The sequence below is a fragment of the Herbiconiux sp. UC225_62 genome (assembly GCF_042694625.1).
Taxonomy (GTDB): Bacteria; Actinomycetota; Actinomycetes; order Actinomycetales; family Microbacteriaceae; genus Herbiconiux.
In genome coordinates, this window is record NZ_CP170551.1 from 2,597,421 (window position 1) to 2,616,393 (window position 18,973).

Here is an 18,973-nt window from a genome sequence, read left to right on the forward strand (position 1 = left end):
CGCCGTGACGGCCTCACCCTTCCTCGATCTTCCCGGAGCCGTCGCGGCCCCCGCCCCCGACGAGAGCATCTCCGCGCACTACGGCAACCCGATCGTCGAACAGCGGATGCTCGCGGGCGGCCCGGGCGCTGCCGCCGGCGCGGGTGCATCCGTCGTCGTCGACCTGTCGAACCGCGGTGTCATCTCGGTGTCCGGCCCCGATCGGCTGAGCTGGCTCGACTCGGTGACGAGTCAGAGCATCCGCGATCTCGCCCCTGGCGCCTCGGCCGAGACCCTGCTACTCAGCGCCAACGGCCGCATCGAGCACGCCATCCGGGTGTTCGACGACGGGGAAACCGCCTGGCTCCTGGTCGACGCGTCGGAGACGGAGCCGCTCGAGCAGTGGCTGCAGCGGATGCGCTTCATGCTCCGCGTCGAGATCGCCGATCGCACCGACGAGTTCGCGACCATCGGCTGGCTCGCCGAGGGGCCCGACGCGGCCGCCCCGGTGGCGCTCGCGGCCGTCGCGCACACCGGCAACGGGCATCCGCTCACCTGGGTCGACCCGTGGCCGGAGGTCGTGGCCGGGGGAGTGCAGTACGCCGTGATCGACGAGCACCCGGGTGCGAGCTGGTTCTGGCGCGAGACGCTCGTGCCGCGGGCCGCGCTCCGGCAGCTGGTGGAGGCCGTGCGGGCCGGAGAACTCGGTGTGGCCGGGTTGCTCGCCGCCGAAGCGCTCCGCATCGCCGCTTGGCGGCCGCGCCTGACCACCGAAGTCGACGAGCGCTCGATCCCGCACGAGCTCGACTGGATGCGATCGGCGGTCCACCTGAGCAAGGGTTGCTACCGCGGGCAGGAGACCGTGGCGAAGGTGCACAACCTCGGGCACCCGCCCCGTCGCCTCGTGCTGCTGAACCTCGACGGGTCGGATGCCGTGCTCCCCGCAGCGGGAGACGAGGTGTTCGCCGCCGGTGCGGAGGATGCCGCCGGGCACGTGACCTCCGTCGCCATCCACCACGAGTGGGGACCCATCGCGCTCGCCGTGGTGAAGCGGCAGCTTCCGGTCGACGCGGGGGTAGTGGTCCGCACCGCCGACGGTGACGTGGCCGCCACCGCGGAGGAGATCGTCTCCCCGGAGGCCGGTGCCACCGTCGGCCGGGTGCCTCGCCTGCCCCGACTGGGTGCGCGCACGCGCTGAGGCCGGATGACCGACGCGACGCCGGCCGACGAGCCACCCGTCACGCGCCGGAAGCGCTGGGAGGCCGTCGCTCAGAGAGGGATCGAGCGCACCTGGGCCAGCGGTGCGGCCATCCTGCAACTCGTCGTCGCGGTGACGGTGGCCTACGCGCTCGCCCGCTACGTCTTGGGCCATGACTTCCCGATCGCCGCCGTGACGGTGAGCCTGTCGAGTCTCGGCCTGGTGCTCGACGCCCGGCCCCTCCGGGTGCTCGAGACGGCCATCGCGATGACGATCGGCATCACGGTGAGCGAGTTGATCCTGCTCGGCTTCGGTCAGGGGTTGTGGCAGTTCGCCCTGACCATGCTCGTGGTGCTCGCCGTCACCCGTGCGCTGTCGCCGCTGCCGGGCATCCCCATCGTCGCGGCGGTGCAGGCCGCGCTGGTGGCACTCACCCCGGTGCCGCCCGGCGGTCCGTTCACCCGCACCGCCGACGCGGTGGTGGGTGGCCTGGTCGCGATCGCCTGCACCGCTCTGCTGCCCCGCGACCCGCGGCGGGCGGCACGGCGCGAGGCGCTCAAGTTCTTCAGCGTCTTCAACGGGCTCACCTCCTCACTCGTCACCGTCTTGCGCCTCGGTGACCAGCACACGGCCGAGGTGGTGCTCGGTCGCGCGCGCGAGACGCAGGGCCTGCTCGACCAGTGGAAGGCCTCGATCGATTCCGCCGTGGCGATCGCACGCATCTCGCCCTTTCTCCGCAAGCACCGCGGCGAGCTCGCCGACCTGCAGGTGATGCAGCTGAACATGGATCGTGGTGCCCGCAACCTGCGGGTGGTGAGCCGCCGCCTGGCGGTGCTGCCCGCGGGGCGGCCGCGGCCCGAGATCGCGGAGGTCTTCGCCGGACTGCAGAGCGCCGGGTCGATGCTGGCGCAGAGCATCGATCGGCCGGAACTCCGCCCGATCGTACGGCAGAGCCTGGTGCTCATCGCCATCACCCTCGATCCGCGCACCCTCGTTCCCGACGAGCCGGTCTCCGAGGCGGCCCTGGTGCTCTCCATCCGTCCGCTGGTGCTCGACCTGCTGGGCGCCAGCGGCATGCCCGCCGACGAAGCCTTCCGCACCCTCCCCGACATCAGCCAGTGACCCGGATGCCCGGAAAAGTGCGCGCGCTCCCCTCAGTGTTCGATACCGTTAGCAGCATGAAGATGCGCACCTCCGCCCTGCTCGCCCTGCCCGTCCTCGCCGCCTCTCTGCTGCTGGCCGGCTGCACGGTCACCGGCCCCACCGAGAACTTCTCAGGGCTGCCCGACGAGGAGCACATCTCCCAGGAGTCCGAGGGCGGCGACGACGGTCTTCAGGCGTTCTGGCTGGAGGAGGGCGACAGCATCGCCATCGCCATCTCCGGCAGCTCGACCTGCCCCGTGATCGGTGGCCACATCAGCGTGGTCGAGCCGGCCGGCGAGGGCAACACGGTCGCCATCACCACCATGCCCGTGTCCGACGGGCCCTGCACCATGGACTTCGTGCCACACACCTCGGTGTTCTGGACGCCGTCGCGCGTCACCCCCGCCGAGCCGCTGACCATCCAAGTCGACGGCCGTGAGGTCGTGCTGCCCGTCAAGTAGCGCGGGTCATCCCCAGGAGTAGCCGCGAGGCTCGACCTGGGCCCACGGCACGGTGAGTTCGCCGAGCCGGAGGCGCTTTCGCGGCGTACGCACGTCCCATCCTGCCCCTGTCATCGCCGCGGCGGTCGCGATCCAGCGCTGCGCCGGCCCATAGGTGCCGAGCCCGGCGTTGTGCTGCCAGAACCGGTCGAGGTCGGCCAGGAAGCGGTGCACGGGCTCGCCCGGCACGTTGCGGTGGATCAGCACCTTCGGCAGCCGTTCCGCCACGATCGACGGATGGTCCAGCTCCCTCAGACGCAGCGACACACTGAACGACTCGGGCCCGCCGTGCCCCACCGCCACCCAGCTGCTCACCCGGCCCACCTCGTTGCAGGTGCCCTCGACCAGCAGCCCGCCCGGCTGGAGTCGCGAGATCATCAGGCGCCAGGCATCCGCCACCGCCGCCTCGTCGTACTGCCGCAGCACGTTGAAGGCACGGATGACGGCAGCCCGCCTGCCCGCGGGCAGCGGCACCTCGAAGCCGCCCACCGCGAAGGCGACGTGGGCAGCGGGGGAGAAGGAGGTGCGTCCGTCGCGCACGTCCTTCAGCTGCGCCACCGCGGTGGCCACCCGCTCCGGCGCGATCTCGAGGCCGATGACCTCGACGTCGAGCCGGACGGTCGCGAGTCGTGCCTGCAACTCGAAAGCGGTGACCCCGCTGGCGCCGTACCCCAGGTCGACCACGAGCGGGTCGTCGGTGCGACGCAGGACGCCGAGGGTGGTGATCCACCGGTCGACACGCCGGAGGCGGTTGGTGTTGGTGGTTCCCCGCGTGACGGCCCCGATCGGCATGGCTCCATCCAACCATGCGGCGACGGGACGGCCCCCGCGCGCCCCGCGCCGCTCCCATAGGATTGAGGCATGCCAACTGAGCCCTACACCCTGATCCTGCTGCGCCATGGCAACAGCGAGTGGAACCAGAAGAACCTGTTCACCGGCTGGGTCGACGTGCCGCTCTCCGAGCTCGGCGTCGGTGAGGCCAAGCGTGCCGGCGAACTGCTCGCCGAGTCGGGGCTGCTGCCCGACGTGCTCTACACCTCGCGGTTGACCCGCGCCATCCAGACCGCGAACCTCGCGCTCGAGGTGGCCGACCGCCTCTGGATCGACGTCAAGCGCTCCTGGCGCCTCAACGAGCGCCACTACGGCGCGCTGCAGGGCAAGGACAAGGCGCAGACCCTCGCCGAGTACGGCCCCGAGCAGTTCCAGACCTGGCGCCGCTCGTTCGACGTGCCGCCGCCGCCCATCGCCGACGACGACCCCTACTCGCAGGTGGGCGACCCGCGCTACGCCGACCTCGGCGACGACGTGCCGCGCACCGAATGCCTCAAAGACGTGATCGAGCGGATGCTGCCTTACTGGGAGTCCGACATCACCGGCGACCTCGCCCTCGGCAAGACCGTGCTGGTCACCGCCCACGGCAACTCGCTGCGCGCCCTCGTGAAGCACCTCGACGGCATCTCCGACGACGAGATCGCCGAGCTCAACATCCCCACCGGCATCCCGCTCGTCTACAAGCTGGATGCCTCGTTCGCGCCGCTCGGCCCGGGCGAGTACCTCGACCCCGAAGCCGCCGCCGCGGGTGCTGCAGCGGTGGCCGCTCAGGGCAAGAAGTAGCCCCGAAGAGGCCCCGAACACGAAGAAGCCCCGGCACCTCGTAGGAGGTCCGGGGCTTCTTCGGTGAACGGAAGGTGTCTCCGTCAGGCGCTCGCGCCCTGCCACTCGCCGGTGGCGAGGTACTGCACCTTCTTGGCGATCGAGACCGCGTGGTCGGCGAAGCGCTCGTGGTAGCGGCTGGCCAGCGTGACGTCGACCGTGTCGACCGCCTCGCCCTTCCAGTGCGACCCGAGCACGGCGTCGAAGACGCTCACGTGCAGCTCGTCGATCCTGTCGTCGTCGTTGCGCATCTCGTCGGCGAGCGCGATGTCCTCGGTCTGCAGCAGCACCGTGAGCTTCTTCGCGATCTCCACGTCGAGGCGACCCATCTCGGCGAAGGTCTGGCGCAGGCTCTTCTTCACCACCTTGTCGGGGTAGCGGTAGCGCGCCAGCTGGGCGATGTGCTCGGCGATGTCGCCCATCCGCTCGAGGGAGGAGCTGACCCGAAGGGCCGTCACCACGATGCGCAGGTCGCGGGCGACCGGCTGCTGCAAGGCGAGGATGCTGATCGCCAGCTCGTCGAGGCTCGACGCGAGGGCGTCGATCTTCGAGTCCTCCGCGATCACCATCTCGGCGAGGGTGACGTTGGACTCGTTGAACGCCTCAGTGGCGTTCGTGATGGCCACGGTGACGAGCTCGGAGATCTCGACGAGACGCTCCTGGACTTCGCGCAGCTCTTGCTGGAATACCTCACGCATGCGTGCAGGGTCCTTTCTTCGGTGATGCAATCCTCCCCGGGGCAGGTTAACGCGAGGTGCCGGGAAGTTGAACAGTCCAGGAAGCAACGTCTCCGCCGCGGGATACCGGGCCTTGGGCCCAGGGGGACTCACTAGTGTAGTCCGTATGGAAACAGGCTGGTTGGTGCTGTTGTCTGTGGCACTCGGCCTCGCTGTGGGAGCGGGATTCGTCCTCTTGCTCCACATGGCTGAACGGCGGGGAAACAACGCGGTCACCGTCGTCTCTTCCGCGGTGCCCGACGGGGTGGATCAGGTGATCGACGCCCTCGATTCGGCCGGCCTCGTGCTCGATCCGTCCAACAACGTGGTGAAGGCCTCGGTCAAGTCCTACACCTACGGTCTGGTCGTGAATCAGCTGCTGGTGCACGAGGAGATCCTCGAGATCGTGGCCCGGGTGCGCAGCACGGGCGAGTCGGTGAGCGAGGAGGTCACGCTGGCACGCGGCCCGTTCGGCGAGGCGAGCATCCACCTCGACGTGCAGGCCGCCCGGCTCGGCAGCCGGTACGTGCTCGTGCTGGCGGAGGACCGCACCGACGCCTACCGCCTCGAAGAGGTGCGCCGCGACTTCATCGCCAACATCAGCCACGAGCTGAAGACCCCGATCGGCGCCATCGCCCTGCTCGCCGAAGCGCTCGATCCCGCCTCCGACGACCCGGAGCAGGTGCGCCGCTTCGCGAAGCGGATGGGCACCGAGGCCACCCGCCTCTCGCAGATCACCCGCGAGATCATCGAGCTCTCGCGATTGCAGTCCACCGACATCCTGGCTTCGGCCGTGCGGATCGACCTCGACGAGGTCGTCGCCTCCGCGGTCGACCAGAACCACGTCGTGGCGGATGCGCGCGGCATGACCCTCGCGGTCGGCGGCGCCAAGCACGTGCAGGTGATGGGCGACGAGGCCCTCCTCGCCCTGGCCATCAACAACCTCATCGCCAACGCCGTGCAGTACTCGCCCGACGGCTCGCGCGTCGGCATCGGCGTGCACCACGACGAAGGCGTCGTGGAACTCGTCGTGACCGATCAGGGGATCGGCATCCCCGAAGAAGACCTGCCGCGCGTGTTCGAGCGGTTCTTCCGCGTCGATCAGGCGCGGTCACGCAACACGGGCGGAACCGGACTCGGGCTCAGCATCGTGAAGCACGTCGTGCAGAACCACGGTGGCGACATCCGCGCCTGGTCGCAGATCGGCCAGGGCTCGACGTTCACCATCCGGCTTCCGGAGGCACCTCCCGCCTCGGCACTTCCTCAAGGAGAGAATCGATGACCCACATCCTGCTGGTCGAAGACGAAGCGGCGCTGAGCGAACCGCTCAGCTATCTGCTCCGCCGTGAGGGTTACGGCGTGACCGTGGCGCCCGACGGCCCGAGCGCGATCAGCGAGTTCGATCGCGGCGGGGTCGACATCATCCTGCTCGACCTGATGATCCCCGGCATCCCGGGCACCGAGGTGTGCCGCGAGATCCGCACCCGCTCCTCGGTGCCGATCATCATGCTCACGGCCAAGGATTCCGAGATCGACATCGTGGTGGGCCTCGAGCTGGGCGCCGACGACTACGTCACGAAGCCGTACTCCACGCGCGAACTGCTCGCGCGCATCCGTGCCGTGATGCGGCGTCAGCTGGAGGTGCTGGATGCCGCCGAGCCGCTGCTGAAGGCGGGTCCGGTCTCGATGGACGTGGAGCGCCACACCGTCGCCGTGAACGGCAAAGAGGTGGCCATGCCGCTGAAGGAATTCGAACTGCTCGAACTGCTGCTTCGCAACGCCGGACGCGTGCTCACCCGTGGCCAGCTGATCGACCGGGTCTGGGGCTCGGACTACTTCGGCGACACCAAGACCCTCGACGTGCACATCAAGCGCATCCGCTCGAAGATCGAGAAGCTGCCCTCTGAGCCGACCCTGCTCGTGACGGTCAGGGGGCTCGGCTACCGCTTCGAGGGGTAGGGGACCTCAGCCCGCGGGGGTCTCGGTGGGGGCGGGGGTCTCCACCGGGGTGTCGACCAGCGGGGGCGGCGTCTGCGTGGGAGTCACGGTCGGGGTGGGAGTGGGGGTCGGCGCGAGCCCCGAGTACTCCGGGAGGCTGGTGTTCAGCACCGGCACGAGGAGCTGCTTGCCCTCGACATCGCCGTACTGGAAGTAGACCGGGAAGAGGCTGCCGGGCTTCGACACGTTGTTGAGCAGGATCTGCTCCCCGTCGTCGCCGCCGAAGCTCGTGATGACGCCCTCGCCCGGCACGGTGACCTGTTCGCTGACGCGCTCGCCGGTCTCGCCGTCCTCGTACTGCACGGTGAGCTTCTGGCTCTTGTCGCCCACGTTGACGAAGGAGACCAACATGCTCGCGAGCGACCCGTCTTCGCTGATGAGGGTGGCGTTGCGCACGTGCACGTCGCCCACGGTGCCGTTCACGCCGTCGGAGGTCTCCACGATGTTCTTCGTGGCCTGCGGGGTGATGAACGCGCACCCGGCGGTACCGAAGGTGACGAGCGCAACCACCAGAACGGATGCCGCGAACCGTGCTCTCACAAGACCCTCCAGAGTCGTAAACGCTTTGGCTCGAGCTTACAACGAGCGGGCCCGCGCGGGTTGGTTAGGACACCCTAACTACATACCCCCTGTGGTATCCTGGTAGCCACGGAAGGACATCCATTCATGCTTTTTGAGGTTGGCGAAACAGTCGTTTACCCCCATCACGGAGCCGCAACGATTTCCGAGGTCAAGACCCGGGTCATCAAGGGCGAAGAGAAAATCTACCTCAAACTCCGTGTGACGCAGGGTGACCTGACGATCGAGGTGCCCGCCGACAACGTCGACCTGGTCGGCGTGCGTGACGTCATCGGCCGCGAGGGCCTCGACAAGGTCTTCGAAGTGCTGCGTGCTCCGTTCACCGAGGAGCCCACGAACTGGTCGCGCCGCTACAAGGCGAACCTCGAGAAGCTGGCGTCGGGCGACGTCATCAAGGTGAGCGAGGTCGTGCGCGACCTCTGGCGCCGCGATCAGGACCGCGGTCTCTCCGCCGGTGAGAAGCGGATGCTCGCGAAGGCCCGCCAGATCCTGATCTCCGAGCTCGCTCTCGCCGAGAAGACCGACGAGGAGAAAGCCTCGCTGGTGCTCGACGAGGTGCTGGCCTCCTAACACCGCATTCCGTCCGCCGTGGAGCACAGCCCGTCGGCCGTGCCCGATGACGTCCGTCCGTCGGTCGCGGTGATCGTGGTGGCCGCCGGGTCGGGCACCCGTCTCGGGCGCCCCGAACCGAAGGCCTTCGTCGAGATCGACGGTCGGAGCATCCTGTCGCGGTCGATCGATTCCGTTCGGGGAATGTCCGAACCGGTGTCGCTCATCGTGGTGGTTCCGGCCGCCCTCGTCGGCGCGGCATCCGCTCAGCTCGACGAACGGCGGATGCCGGCGGTCGTCGTGGCCGGCGGCGACACGCGTCAGCGCTCGGTCGCCGCGGGCATCGAGGTGCTCGCGCCCGAGGTGGAGGTCGTGCTGGTGCACGACGCCGCTCGCGCCTTCACCCCGCCCGAGGTGTTCGACCGCGTGGTCGCAGCCGTCCGGGACCGCGGGCACGGGGTCATCCCAGGGCTGCCGGTCACCGACACCATCAAGGGCGTCGCCGACGACGGCACCGTTCGCGACACGATCGACCGCTCGCAGCTCACCGCCGTGCAGACGCCCCAGGGCTTCCCCCGCGCGCACATCGTCGAGGCCTACGCGCTCGCAGCGGCTGACTTCACCGACGACGCGGCGCTCGTGCGGGAGGCCGGGCATCCGGTGGGCGTCGTGGCGGGTTCGGCTCTCTCCTTCAAGATCACCACCGCCGACGACCTCGAGCGCGCCGACGACCTGATCCGCAGGCGGAGCGCGGCGGCTGCGCCTGCGTTGCCGCGAACGGGCGTCGGGGTCGACGCGCACGCCTTCGACGCCACGGCCGAACTCTGGCTGGCGGGACTGCACTGGCCGGGTGAAGCGGGTCTGGCCGGACACAGCGACGGCGACGTCGTGGCGCACGCGATCTGCGACGCGTTGCTCGGCGCATCCGGACTCGGCGATCTGGGCAGCCGCTTCGGCACCGCCGACCCGACGCTGGCGGGTGCCCACGGCGAGGTGTTCCTCCAGCGCACCCGTGAGATCCTCGAGGCGGCCGGCTTCCGTGTCGGCAACGTCTCGGTGCAGGTGATCGGCAACCGGCCCCGGTTCGCCCCGCGCAAGACCGAGGCCGACGCGCTGCTCTCGGGCGTCCTCGGCGCTCCGGTCTCGGTGTCCGCCACGACCACTGACGGGCTCGGATCCGCGGGCCGCGGAGAGGGCCTCACGGCCATCGCGACGGCTCTCGTGCACCCCTCGTCCTGAGCGGCACGGCGGCGATAGGGTTGATGGAGTCCCCGCCTCACCCGGGGCGGGAATCCCCGATCCGGTCGTCGCACTGATGGGGCTGCGGCCGGCACGAACACGGAGGTCGATCATGCCGTTTGTGACCACAGACGATGGCGTTGAGATTTACTACAAGGATTGGGGCAGCGCGGATGCGCAGCCCATCGTGTTCCACCACGGCTGGCCGCTCTCGGCCGACGACTGGGACGCACAGATGCTCTTCTTCCTCGGCCATGGTTACCGGGTGATCGCGAGCGACCGCCGCGGCCACGGGCGTTCGACCCAGGTGGGCACGGGTCACGACATGGACCACTACGCCAGCGACGTCGACGCCGTAGTGCAGCACCTCGACCTCCACAACGCCGTGCACATCGGGCACTCCACCGGTGGCGGCCAGGTGGCCCGTTACGTCGCCAAGTACGGCGAGCCGCAGGGGCGGGTGGCCAAGGCCGTCCTGGTCTCGTCGGTGCCCCCGCTGATGGTGCAGACGGAGGCCAACCCCGAGGGTCTGCCCATCTCGGTCTTCGACGACTTCCGCAGCGCGCTGGCCGCCAACCGGGCAGAGTTCTTCCAGGCCGTCGCATCCGGGCCGTTCTACGGCTTCAACCGTGACGGGGTCACCCCCTCCGAGCCCGTCATCGCCAACTGGTGGCGCCAGGGCATGATGGGCAGCGCGCTGGCCCACTACGAGGGCATCAAGGCGTTCTCGGAGACCGACCAGACGGACGACCTGAAGGCCATCTCCGTGCCGGTCCTCGTCACGCAGGGCGACGACGACCAGATCGTGCCCTACAAGGACGCGTCGCTGAAGCAGCACGAGCTGCTCAGCAATTCGACCCTCAAGATCTACGAGGGTTACCCGCACGGCATGCTGACCACCCATGCCGACGTTCTCAACCCCGACCTCCTCGCCTTCATCCAGCAGTAGATCGGGTTCCGGTCGGTGCCGCGCAGGCGGAGTCACACAAAACCTCCGCGGCACCGGCACAGTAAACTAACGCAGTGACTCTGCGACTGTACGACTCGAAGGCCCGCGCGCTCACCGACTTCACGCCCATCGTGCCGGGGCAGGTCGGGATCTACGTCTGCGGACCCACCGTGCAGTCGTCGCCGCACATCGGCCACCTCCGTTCGGCGCTGGTCTACGACCAGCTGCGCCGCTGGCTCTCCTACAGCGGCTACGCCGTCACCTTCGTGCGCAACGTCACCGACATCGACGACAAGATCCTCATCAACGCGGCCGAGAGCGCCGCGGCCGGCAGCCCGGAGGAGTGGTGGGCGTTGGCCTACCGCATCGAACTCGAGTTCACGGCCGCCTACACCGCGATCGGTGTGCTTCCCCCCACCTACGAGCCGAGAGCGACCGCGAGCATCCCGGAGATGCAGGCCATCATCCAGCGCCTCATCGACGCCGGGCACGCCTATGCCACCGACGACGGCACAGGTGATGTGTACTTCGACACCGCGAGCTGGCCCGCCTACGGCGAGCTCACGCATCAGAAGCTCGACGACATGGCACCCGCCACCGACTCCGATTCGCGCGGCAAGAAGGATGTGCGCGACTTCGCCCTGTGGAAGGGTCACAAGGAGGGCGAACCGGAGTCGGCGGCATTCCCGAGCGCCTGGGGTCGCGGCCGGCCCGGCTGGCACATCGAGTGCTCGGCGATGTCGACCAAATACCTCGGGGCGCAGTTCGACATCCACGGCGGCGGTCTCGACCTGCGTTTCCCGCATCACGAGAACGAGGTGGCGCAGTCGCACGCCGCCGGCGATCCGTTCGCGAACCTCTGGATCCACAACGGCCTCGTCGCCGTCACGGGCCAGAAGATGTCGAAGTCGCTCGGCAACTCGATCTTCGCCTCCGAGCTGATCGGATCGGCGCGTCCGGTCGTGCTTCGCTACTACCTCGGCGCGGCCCACTACCGCTCGACACTGGAGTTCCACGACGGCGCGCTGGCCGAGGCCGAGGCCGCGGTGTCGCGCATCGAGGGTTTCCTCGAGCGGGCGGAGCGGCGACTGGCCGGCACCCGGTTCGCGGGCACCTCCGAGCTCGTCATGCCCGACGAGTTCCGCGAGGCGATGGATGACGACCTGAGCGTTCCGCAGGCCATCGCCGTCATCCACGAGACCGTCCGCCGCGGCAACGCCGCGCTCGACGACGAGGACTTCGCCGAGACGGCGGTGCTCCTCGGCCAGGTGCTCGCGATGACCGAGGTGCTCGGCATCAACCCCCTCTCGCCCGAATGGGCCACCGGCGGGGATGCCGCCGCCGAGCGGGCACTGGGTACGCTGGTCGAAAGCCTCATCTCCGATCGGGAGACGGCGCGCACCAACCGCGACTTCGCAACCGCGGACCGCATCCGGGACGAACTCGGACAAGCCGGAATATCAATTGAAGACACGCCGAACGGCGCGCACTGGAGTCTCGATGGCTAAATCAGGAACGGGCCGCCCCTCGAGGGCCGGCGCCGTACGCAGGGGCACCAAGGGCAGCAAGGCCGTCGGATCGGGCGGTCAGGGCCGCCAGGCGCTCGAAGGCAAGAAGCCCACGCCCAAGGCCGAGGACCGGCCCTACCACCCCGCCGGCAAAGCAAAGGCGGCGCGCGAGCGCCTCGCCGCGGCCGGTGGTGGCAAGGGCGGCCGCGCCGGCGCGCGTTCGTCCAACGACCGCGGACAGGTTCAGGATGCTCCGCGCACCGCTCCCGCCCGCCGCGTGAAGAAGGCCGACGACAGCGAGATCGTCACCGGCCGCAATTCCGTGGTGGAGGCGCTCCGCGCGCACATCCCCGCGACCGCTCTCTACGTGGCGTTCCGGGTCGAGGTCGACGAGCGCGTCAAGGAGGCGCTGTCGCTGGCGAACAAGCGCGGCATCCCGGTGATGGAGGTCATGCGACCGGAGCTCGACCGGCTCTCCGGCCACGACTCCGTGCACCAGGGGCTGGCGCTGAAGGTGCCGCCGTACGAGTACGCGCATCCCGAGACCCTGCTCGACGAGGTGCTGGCGAAGCACAAGACGCCGCTCTTCGTGGCGCTCGACGGCATCACCGACCCGCGCAACCTCGGGGCGATCATCCGGTCGACCGCGGCGTTCGGCGGGCACGGCGTGATCGTGCCGCAGCGCCGCTCGGTCGGGGTCACGGCCTCCGCCTGGAAGACCTCGGCGGGCGCCGCAGCGCGCACCCCGGTGGCTATGGCGTCGAACCTCACCCAGACGCTCAAGGCCTTCAAGGCGCGCGGCGTCTTCGTGATCGGTCTGGACGGCGACGGCGACGTCTCGCTGCCCGGCCTCGACTTCGCCGACGGCCCGATCGTGGTCGTGGTGGGCAACGAGGGCAAGGGCCTGAGCCGTCTCGTCACGGAGACCTGCGACGCGGTCGTCTCGATCCCGATCTCCTCGGGCACGGAGTCGCTGAACGCCGGAATCGCCGCCTCGGTCACCCTCTACGAGATCGCCCGGCAGCGCTCCCTCTAGCAGGGGTCAGACGTTGAGGCGCCAGTCGGCCTCGCCGTCCTGGGTCGGGATGGGCAGCGTGAAGGTGCCCGTCGGCGGGTCGATGACCGTCGCCTCGTCGCGGCGGTGCCGCAGCACCGTGTCGATGTAGGACGACAGCGCCTCGGCCAGGGGCACGTCGCGGCTCTGGTCCTGGCTCATGAACCAGCGGTGTTCGAGCAGCTGGTGGAAGATCTCCGCCGGCTCCAGCTTTCCCCTCAGATCGCGGGGGATGGCACGGATGACGGGCTCGAACACCTTGGCGAGCCACTCGTGCGCCACCATCTCGTCGTCGTAGTCCTTGCGGCCGTACTTCGCCGTGTAGGAGTCGAGGTCGTTGAGCAGGCGGCGGGCCTGGTTCTCCTGGGCATCGAGGCCGGTGAGCCGCAGCAGCCGGCGCTGATGGTGCCCGGCATCCACCACCTTCGGCTGGATGCGGACGGTCGTGCCGCCCTCAGTGGTCTTGATCGCGAGCTCTTCGATGTCGAAGCCGAGGTCGTTGAGGCGGTCGACGCGCTCGTTGATGCGCCAGCGCTCCGCCGAGCTGAACGACTCCGAGCCCGTGAGTTCTTTCCAGAGCGACCGGTAGGCGGCCACGATGCCGTCGGACAGCTTGATCGGGTCGAGTTCTTCGTCGACGCGGCCGCCGGCCTCCAGGTCCATCAGTTCGCCGGCGATGTTGACGCGGGCGATCTCGAGGTCATTCTCGCGCTGGCCGTTGGAGAGGCCGTCGTAGAGCTGCCCGGTCTCGGCGTCGACGAGGTAGGCCGCGAAGGCGCCGGCGTCGCGCCGGAACAGGGTGTTCGAGAGCGAGACGTCGCCCCAGAAGAAGCCGATGACGTGCAGGCGCACGAGCAGCACGGCGAGGGCGTCGACCAGGCGCGTCGCAGTGTCGGGGCGCAGCTGCTGCGAGAACAGGGCCCGATAGGGGAGGGAGAACTTCAGGTGCCGGGTGACGAGCACCGAGTTCAAGGGTTCGCCCGCGTCATCCGTGCGGTTGGTGATGACGGCGAGCGGATCGACGCAGGGCACGTCGAGTCGCTGCAGGGTGCGCAGCATCTCGTACTCGCGCTTGGCCATCTCGTCGGTCGTCTCCTTGATGGCGATGACGTGGCCGGAGAGGTGGGCGAAACGCACGAGGTGGCGCGAGATGCCCTTCGGGAGGGCCGCGATGTAGCGGTCGGGCCACTCGTCGAGCGGCATGTTCCAGGGGAGGTCGAGAAGACCGGGGTCGGCGGTGGCCGAGGTGATGTTGAGGGAGGCGCTCATCGGTCCGTCCAGGTGCTGATCGCGGCGATCGTGGGGTGGAAACGACTCTGCCGTGGCCTTCGAAGGGCCACGGCAGAGTCTAGATCGGTTCGGGAGACGCAGCTACCTAGCTGACGACTGCCTTGTTGCCCAGGCGCTCGCCCGACTCGAGGTCGAACAGGTGCACGTGGTTGGGGGCAGCGGTGAGGTAGACCTTGTCGCCCACGAAGGGGTGCGAGCGGCCGTCGACGCGGGTCACGATGTCGGTGCGCTTGCCGTCGATCTCGGAGTGGCCGTAGAGGTAGCCGTCGGCGCCGAGCTCCTCGATCAGGTCGACCGTGACCTCGAGGCCCTCACCCGGGGTGGAGGAGAGCACGATGTCTTCGGGGCGCACGCCGATGGTGGCGCTGGTGCCGGTGGTCGAGGCGAGGGTCTCGCGGTCGACCGGCACGATCGAGGTGCCGAACTTGACACCCGTCTCGGCCAGGTCGGCGTGGAACAGGTTCATGGCAGGCGAGCCGATGAAGCCGGCGACGAAGACGTTGTTCGGCTTCTCGTACAGGTCGCGGGGCGAGCCGACCTGCTGGAGCAGGCCGTCCTTCAGCACCGCGATGCGGTCTCCCATGGTGAGGGCCTCGGTCTGGTCGTGCGTGACGTAGACCGTGGTGACGCCGAGGCGACGCTGCAGGCTCGCGATCTGGGTGCGGGTCTGCACGCGGAGCTTGGCGTCGAGGTTCGACAGCGGCTCGTCCATGAGGAACACCTGCGGCTGACGCACGATCGCGCGGCCCATGGCGACGCGCTGGCGCTGACCACCCGAGAGGGCCTTCGGCTTCCGGCTCAGGTAGGGCTCGAGGTCGAGGAGCTTCGCGGCCTCGAGAACGCGGGCGGCCCGCTCGTCCTTGTTGACGCCGGCGATCTTGAGGGCGAAGCCCATGTTCTCGGCGACGGTCATGTGGGGGTAGAGGGCGTAGTTCTGGAAGACCATCGCGATGTCGCGATCCTTCGGCGGGATGTCGGTGACGTCGCGGTCACCGATCAGGATGCGGCCCTCGTTGACCTCTTCGAGGCCGGCCAGCATGCGCAGGGAGGTCGACTTTCCACAACCCGAGGGGCCGACCAGAACGAGGAACTCGCCGTCGGCGACCTGCAGGTCGAGCTTGTCGACAGATGCCCGAGTGGACCCCGGATAGATGCGGGATGCCTTGTCGAACGTGACTGATGCCATGGTTCTATTACTCCTTCACCGGCAGGTACGTGCCGGACGATCCGTTGTGATGGATTAACGGGCCTGCTCCGTCGAAGACCCAGAGGCAATTATGACATGACCGCCCGATTCAGGATGCACGTGGTCAACTCCCAGAGTGGCTCCCTACTATTCTTGAGTCGTCCAACCCAGAGCACACGGAGCATCCACGCATGACATCAGGCGGAGCCGGAGATTCAGGTCTCTCGAAGAATCAGCGACGCGAAGCTGCGCGTGAGAAGGCCAAACAACTCCGCGAGGAGCAGCGGAAGAAGGACATCCGCAACCGGGTCATCCTGATCTCGTCGCTCAGCGTGGTCGTCATCGCCATCGTCGTCGGCATCACGCTCGTCATCACCTCCACCTTGAAGCCCGCCGGTCCCGGCCCGCTCAACATGGCCAGCGACGGCATCACCATCGGCACCGACTTCACGGCCGTCACCACTCCCGCCCTCGCAGCCGGTGAGGACCCCGTTCCCACCACGCCTGACACCGCTTCGGGCGTCGTCGACATCCGGATGTACGTCGACTACATGTGTCCCTTCTGCGGCCAGTTCGAGAGCACCAACAACGCGCAGATCGGCGACTGGGTGAAATCGGGGGTCGCGACCGTCGAGATCCATCCGCTCTCCATCCTCGACCGCTCGTCGCTCGGCTCGAAGTACTCCACGCGCGCCGCCAACGCGGCCGCCTGCGTGGCGAACTACTCGCCCGACCAGTTCTGGGCGTTCAACGGCCTGCTCTTCTCCAACCAGCCGGCCGAGAACACCGAGGGCCTCGACGACGACACCCTGAAAGACCTCGTGAAGCAGGCCGGAGTGACGGCGCAGAGCGACATCGACACCTGCATCGACGACACCCAGTTCAAGGGCTGGGTGGCGGATGCGACCTCCCGCGCTCTGCAGGGTCCGCTCCCGAACACCGACGAGAAGGCCGTCACCGGCACCCCGACCGTTCTGGTGAACGGACAGAAGTACACCGGGTCGCTCACCGACGCGGATGCCTTCTCGAGCTTCGTGCTGCAGGTCTCGGGCGACGAGTCCTCCACGGCCACGCCGACGCCCACGCCCACCGCGGCGGGCTGAGCGGAGGGCCCGCAGGCCCGTGGCTAGAATGAGGTGTTCCACCAGCCGGCTTGGCGCAATTGGTAGCGCACCGCTCTTGTAAAGCGGGGGTTGCGGGTTCGAGTCCCGCAGCCGGCCCCATTTCACCGCCCTGCGTCATCCGCGTGGACGGCCCGGGCGACGCACGACGCGATGCGTCGTGGGGTTCGAGTCCCGCAGCCGGCCCCACCAGACTCTGATGCTCGCCCCACCGGGGATCAGCGGATGCCGACCGCCCGGCGGGCGTTGATGGTCTTGGTCTGTGACGGCAGCGTGAAGAGGTCGACGATGGTGCCGATGCCCAACAGCCCGAAGGTGAGCACCCACAGGATGCCGCGGCCGACCTTGCCCAGATAGAAGTGCTGGATGCCGGCCACTCCCACCAGGGTGAAGAGCATGAAGGCGTAGGCGACCCCCGTCGACTTGGGCGGCAGGGCCGGCCCGTGCACGCTCTGGCCGTATTGCGGAGCGGGTGGCACCACGTAGGGCTGCGGTACGTTCGGGTCGGTCATGGCTCCTCCTCGGCAACGTTGCCTGATGCTACCGTCCGCTTCGCCGCCGCCGGAAGGGCGCGTCAGCGCAGGGGCAGCTCGTAGTGGAGGTACTCCTCGTCGCGCTGCCAGCCGAGCGACTCGTAGAGGCGCTGCGCTGTGACGTTCGTGTGTGCCGTGGAGAGCTCGAGTCGCGCCGCACCGGAGTCGATGCCGAGCTGCCGGGCGGCCTCGAGCAGGGCTGTCGCGACTCCTCGGCCCCGCGCATCCGGGTGCACGAACAGGTCGTAGAGCACGTAGATCGGGGCGAGCTCGAGCGAGCAGAACGACGGGTAGAGCTGCGTGAATCCGACCAGGAGAGCGGATGCGCCGGGGTCGACGCTCGCGACCAGAACGATCGACTCGCCCCGGCTCATCCGTTCGCCGAGGTAGGCGCGCGCAGCAGCCGCGGCCCCGGGATCGTCGGCGAGACCGTAGAACGCCCGATACGCGTCGAACAGTGGGGCGATGGCGTCGAGGTCGTCGAGAGTTGCGCGGCGCACGGACATGCCCACACCCTAGTGCGCGGTCACGGGTCGGGGTCGGCTGAGCCGGCTAGTCGGCGGAGCGTGCCCGGCGGCGGTCGATGCCGAGCGAGAGCACCAGCACGCACAGGCCCACGGCGGCGAGACCGACTCCGACCACAGCCGGCGAGAGGTAGCCGAAGCCGGCCGCGATGGCGAGCCCGCCGAGGAAGGCGCCGACGCTGTTGCCGATGTTCAAGGACGAGTGGTTGAGCGCGGCGGCGATCGACTGGGCGTTGTGCGAGACATCCATCAGGCGCGTCTGGATGGCGGGGGAGCAGGCCCCCGCGCAGGCTCCGATGAGGAAGATGAAGATCAACAGGCCCGGCGTCGTGTTCGCGAAGAGGGCGAAGCCGAGGGCCGAGATCCCGAGGGCACTCAGGCTGATCAGCAGCGTGCGGCTCACGGAGCGGTCGGCGAGCCACCCGCTCAGGAAGTTGCCGCCGGTCATGCCGACGCCGAACACCACGAGCACCCAGGGCACCACACCGCTGGCGAGACCGGCGACGTCGGTGACCACCGGGGCGATGAAGGTGTAGACGGCGAAGACGCCGCCGAAGCCGATCGAGGCCAGCACGAGCGTGAGCCAGACCTGCAGCCGGCCGAAGACGCGGAGTTCGTTGCGCATCGTGGCGCTCGGGTCGCCCGGCCGGAACGGCACGGCCGCGAGGATGGCCACGAGGGTCAGCGCGAAGATGACGGTGACCATGAGGTAGGCGCTGCGCCAGCCGAGCTCCTGGCCGATGAAGGTGCCGGCCGGCACGCCCACCACGTTGGCGATGGTGAGACCGGCGAGCACGAACGACACCCCGCGCGCCCGCTTGCCCGGACCCATCAGCGAGGCGGCGACGAGCGAGGCGATGCCGAAGTAGGCGCCGTGCGGCAACCCGCTGAGGAAGCGGGCCGCGAGCACGAGCCCGAACGAGGGAAGCACGGCCGAGAGCAGGTTGCCGGCCACGAACACCGACACGAGCACCACGAGCAGCCTCTTGCGGGGCCAGCGCGCCGCCGCGGCCGCGATGGTGGGAGCCCCCACCACCACACCGAGGGCGTAGGCCGAGACGAGGTAGCCGGCCGAGGCGTTCGCCGAGGCCGGGTCGACCGCGTAGGTGCCGGGCAGCAGGTCCTGAGCGATGTTCGGCAGCAGCCCCATCGTCACGAACTCGGTCACGCCGATGCCGAAACCGCCGAGTGCGAGCGCCACGATGGCGAGCCAGCGGCGCACCACACCGATGTCGTGGAGGGGCGCGGGGCCGG

At 69.0% G+C, this 18,973-nt stretch carries 20 protein-coding genes and 1 tRNA gene; 13 read left to right on the top strand and 8 right to left on the bottom strand.

Annotated features, from left to right (window positions below; translation table 11 throughout):
* Positions 1-4: 4 nt before the first annotated feature.
* The 3 genes from ACFJGU_RS12650 to ACFJGU_RS12660 are packed head-to-tail and all read left to right on the top strand — an operon-like array spanning position 5 to position 2,781.
* The gene (locus tag ACFJGU_RS12650; RefSeq protein WP_382303866.1) at positions 5-1,177 is read left to right on the top strand and encodes a YgfZ/GcvT domain-containing protein; all 1,173 of its coding nucleotides are present in this window, start codon (positions 5-7) and stop codon (positions 1,175-1,177) included.
* Between the two features lie 6 nt (positions 1,178-1,183).
* Positions 1,184-2,299: an aromatic acid exporter family protein gene (locus ACFJGU_RS12655; RefSeq protein WP_382303867.1), complete on the top strand. Its 1,116-nt coding sequence runs from the start codon at positions 1,184-1,186 to the stop codon at positions 2,297-2,299.
* Positions 2,300-2,355: 56 nt separating this feature from the next.
* The gene (locus ACFJGU_RS12660) at positions 2,356-2,781 is read left to right on the top strand and encodes a hypothetical protein (RefSeq protein ID WP_382303868.1); all 426 of its coding nucleotides are present in this window, start codon (positions 2,356-2,358) and stop codon (positions 2,779-2,781) included.
* 6 nt (positions 2,782-2,787) lie between these two features.
* Here ACFJGU_RS12660 and ACFJGU_RS12665 read toward each other — a convergent pair whose 3' ends face one another.
* A complete protein-coding gene (locus tag ACFJGU_RS12665; protein WP_382303869.1) occupies positions 2,788-3,612 on the bottom strand; it encodes a class I SAM-dependent methyltransferase in 825 nt (274 codons plus the stop codon).
* A 69-nt stretch (positions 3,613-3,681) separates the two neighbouring features.
* On the opposite strand from ACFJGU_RS12665, the gene ACFJGU_RS12670 reads away from it, so the two are divergent.
* On the top strand, positions 3,682-4,434 hold the full coding sequence (locus tag ACFJGU_RS12670) for a phosphoglyceromutase (RefSeq protein ID WP_382303870.1): 753 nt from the start codon (positions 3,682-3,684) through the stop codon (positions 4,432-4,434).
* Between the two features lie 83 nt (positions 4,435-4,517).
* On the opposite strand, the gene phoU is transcribed toward ACFJGU_RS12670, so the two are convergent.
* Positions 4,518-5,171 carry a phosphate signaling complex protein PhoU gene (gene phoU, locus ACFJGU_RS12675; RefSeq protein ID WP_382303871.1) on the bottom strand — a complete coding sequence of 218 codons (654 nt, stop codon included), beginning with the start codon at positions 5,169-5,171 and terminating at the stop codon, positions 4,518-4,520.
* Between the two features lie 223 nt (positions 5,172-5,394).
* Between phoU and ACFJGU_RS12680 the strand changes: the two genes are divergently transcribed.
* Both ACFJGU_RS12680 and ACFJGU_RS12685 read left to right on the top strand, forming a co-directional pair.
* Positions 5,395-6,471, top strand: a complete 1,077-nt coding sequence (locus ACFJGU_RS12680; RefSeq protein WP_382303872.1) for a sensor histidine kinase — start codon at positions 5,395-5,397, stop codon at positions 6,469-6,471.
* On the top strand, positions 6,468-7,148 hold the full coding sequence (locus ACFJGU_RS12685; RefSeq protein WP_382303873.1) for a winged helix-turn-helix domain-containing protein: 681 nt from the start codon (positions 6,468-6,470) through the stop codon (positions 7,146-7,148). Before ACFJGU_RS12680 ends, ACFJGU_RS12685 begins: the two co-directional genes overlap by 4 nt.
* Positions 7,149-7,154: 6 nt before the next feature.
* Here the strand turns inward: ACFJGU_RS12685 and ACFJGU_RS12690 are convergent, their stop codons facing one another.
* Entirely contained in the window at positions 7,155-7,727 is a 573-nt protein-coding gene (locus ACFJGU_RS12690) for a hypothetical protein (protein WP_382303874.1), read from the bottom strand.
* A 126-nt stretch (positions 7,728-7,853) separates the two neighbouring features.
* On the opposite strand from ACFJGU_RS12690, the gene ACFJGU_RS12695 reads away from it, so the two are divergent.
* From ACFJGU_RS12695 to rlmB, 5 genes are all read left to right on the top strand, one after another.
* Positions 7,854-8,336 (top strand): CarD family transcriptional regulator, encoded by a 483-nt coding sequence (locus ACFJGU_RS12695; protein WP_066040922.1) that lies wholly within the window; start codon positions 7,854-7,856, stop codon positions 8,334-8,336.
* A gap of 39 nt (positions 8,337-8,375) precedes the next feature.
* On the top strand, positions 8,376-9,554 hold the full coding sequence (ispD, locus tag ACFJGU_RS12700; RefSeq protein ID WP_382303875.1) for a 2-C-methyl-D-erythritol 4-phosphate cytidylyltransferase: 1,179 nt from the start codon (positions 8,376-8,378) through the stop codon (positions 9,552-9,554).
* Between the two features lie 112 nt (positions 9,555-9,666).
* Positions 9,667-10,503, top strand: a complete 837-nt coding sequence (locus tag ACFJGU_RS12705) for an alpha/beta fold hydrolase (RefSeq protein WP_382303876.1) — start codon at positions 9,667-9,669, stop codon at positions 10,501-10,503.
* Between the two features lie 74 nt (positions 10,504-10,577).
* Positions 10,578-12,011 (top strand): cysteine--tRNA ligase, encoded by a 1,434-nt coding sequence (gene cysS / locus ACFJGU_RS12710; RefSeq protein WP_382303877.1) that lies wholly within the window; start codon positions 10,578-10,580, stop codon positions 12,009-12,011.
* Positions 12,004-13,047, top strand: coding sequence for a 23S rRNA (guanosine(2251)-2'-O)-methyltransferase RlmB (rlmB, locus tag ACFJGU_RS12715; protein WP_382303878.1), 1,044 nt, complete (start codon positions 12,004-12,006; stop codon positions 13,045-13,047). Before cysS ends, rlmB begins: the two co-directional genes overlap by 8 nt.
* A gap of 6 nt (positions 13,048-13,053) precedes the next feature.
* Here rlmB and ACFJGU_RS12720 read toward each other — a convergent pair whose 3' ends face one another.
* On the bottom strand, positions 13,054-14,334 hold the full coding sequence (locus tag ACFJGU_RS12720; protein ID WP_382303879.1) for a DUF4032 domain-containing protein: 1,281 nt from the start codon (positions 14,332-14,334) through the stop codon (positions 13,054-13,056).
* A 106-nt stretch (positions 14,335-14,440) separates the two neighbouring features.
* Complete coding sequence (locus tag ACFJGU_RS12725; protein WP_382303880.1) at positions 14,441-15,541, bottom strand: ABC transporter ATP-binding protein; 1,101 nt, start codon at positions 15,539-15,541, stop codon at positions 14,441-14,443.
* A 191-nt stretch (positions 15,542-15,732) separates the two neighbouring features.
* Here ACFJGU_RS12725 and ACFJGU_RS12730 point away from each other — a divergent pair, with 191 nt between their 5' ends.
* Both ACFJGU_RS12730 and ACFJGU_RS12735 read left to right on the top strand, forming a co-directional pair.
* On the top strand, positions 15,733-16,644 hold the full coding sequence (locus tag ACFJGU_RS12730; RefSeq protein ID WP_382303881.1) for a DsbA family protein: 912 nt from the start codon (positions 15,733-15,735) through the stop codon (positions 16,642-16,644).
* Positions 16,645-16,688: 44 nt separating this feature from the next.
* Positions 16,689-16,764: transfer RNA gene (locus ACFJGU_RS12735), tRNA-Thr, on the top strand.
* A gap of 116 nt (positions 16,765-16,880) precedes the next feature.
* Here ACFJGU_RS12735 and ACFJGU_RS12740 read toward each other — a convergent pair.
* The 3 genes from ACFJGU_RS12740 to ACFJGU_RS12750 form a co-directional block, all read right to left on the bottom strand.
* On the bottom strand, positions 16,881-17,174 hold the full coding sequence (locus tag ACFJGU_RS12740; RefSeq protein WP_382303882.1) for a TM2 domain-containing protein: 294 nt from the start codon (positions 17,172-17,174) through the stop codon (positions 16,881-16,883).
* A 62-nt stretch (positions 17,175-17,236) separates the two neighbouring features.
* Positions 17,237-17,701: a GNAT family N-acetyltransferase gene (locus ACFJGU_RS12745; RefSeq protein WP_382303883.1), complete on the bottom strand. Its 465-nt coding sequence runs from the start codon at positions 17,699-17,701 to the stop codon at positions 17,237-17,239.
* A gap of 46 nt (positions 17,702-17,747) precedes the next feature.
* The gene (locus ACFJGU_RS12750; protein ID WP_382310357.1) at positions 17,748-18,950 is read right to left on the bottom strand and encodes an MFS transporter; all 1,203 of its coding nucleotides are present in this window, start codon (positions 18,948-18,950) and stop codon (positions 17,748-17,750) included.
* Between the last annotated feature and the right edge of the window lie 23 nt (positions 18,951-18,973).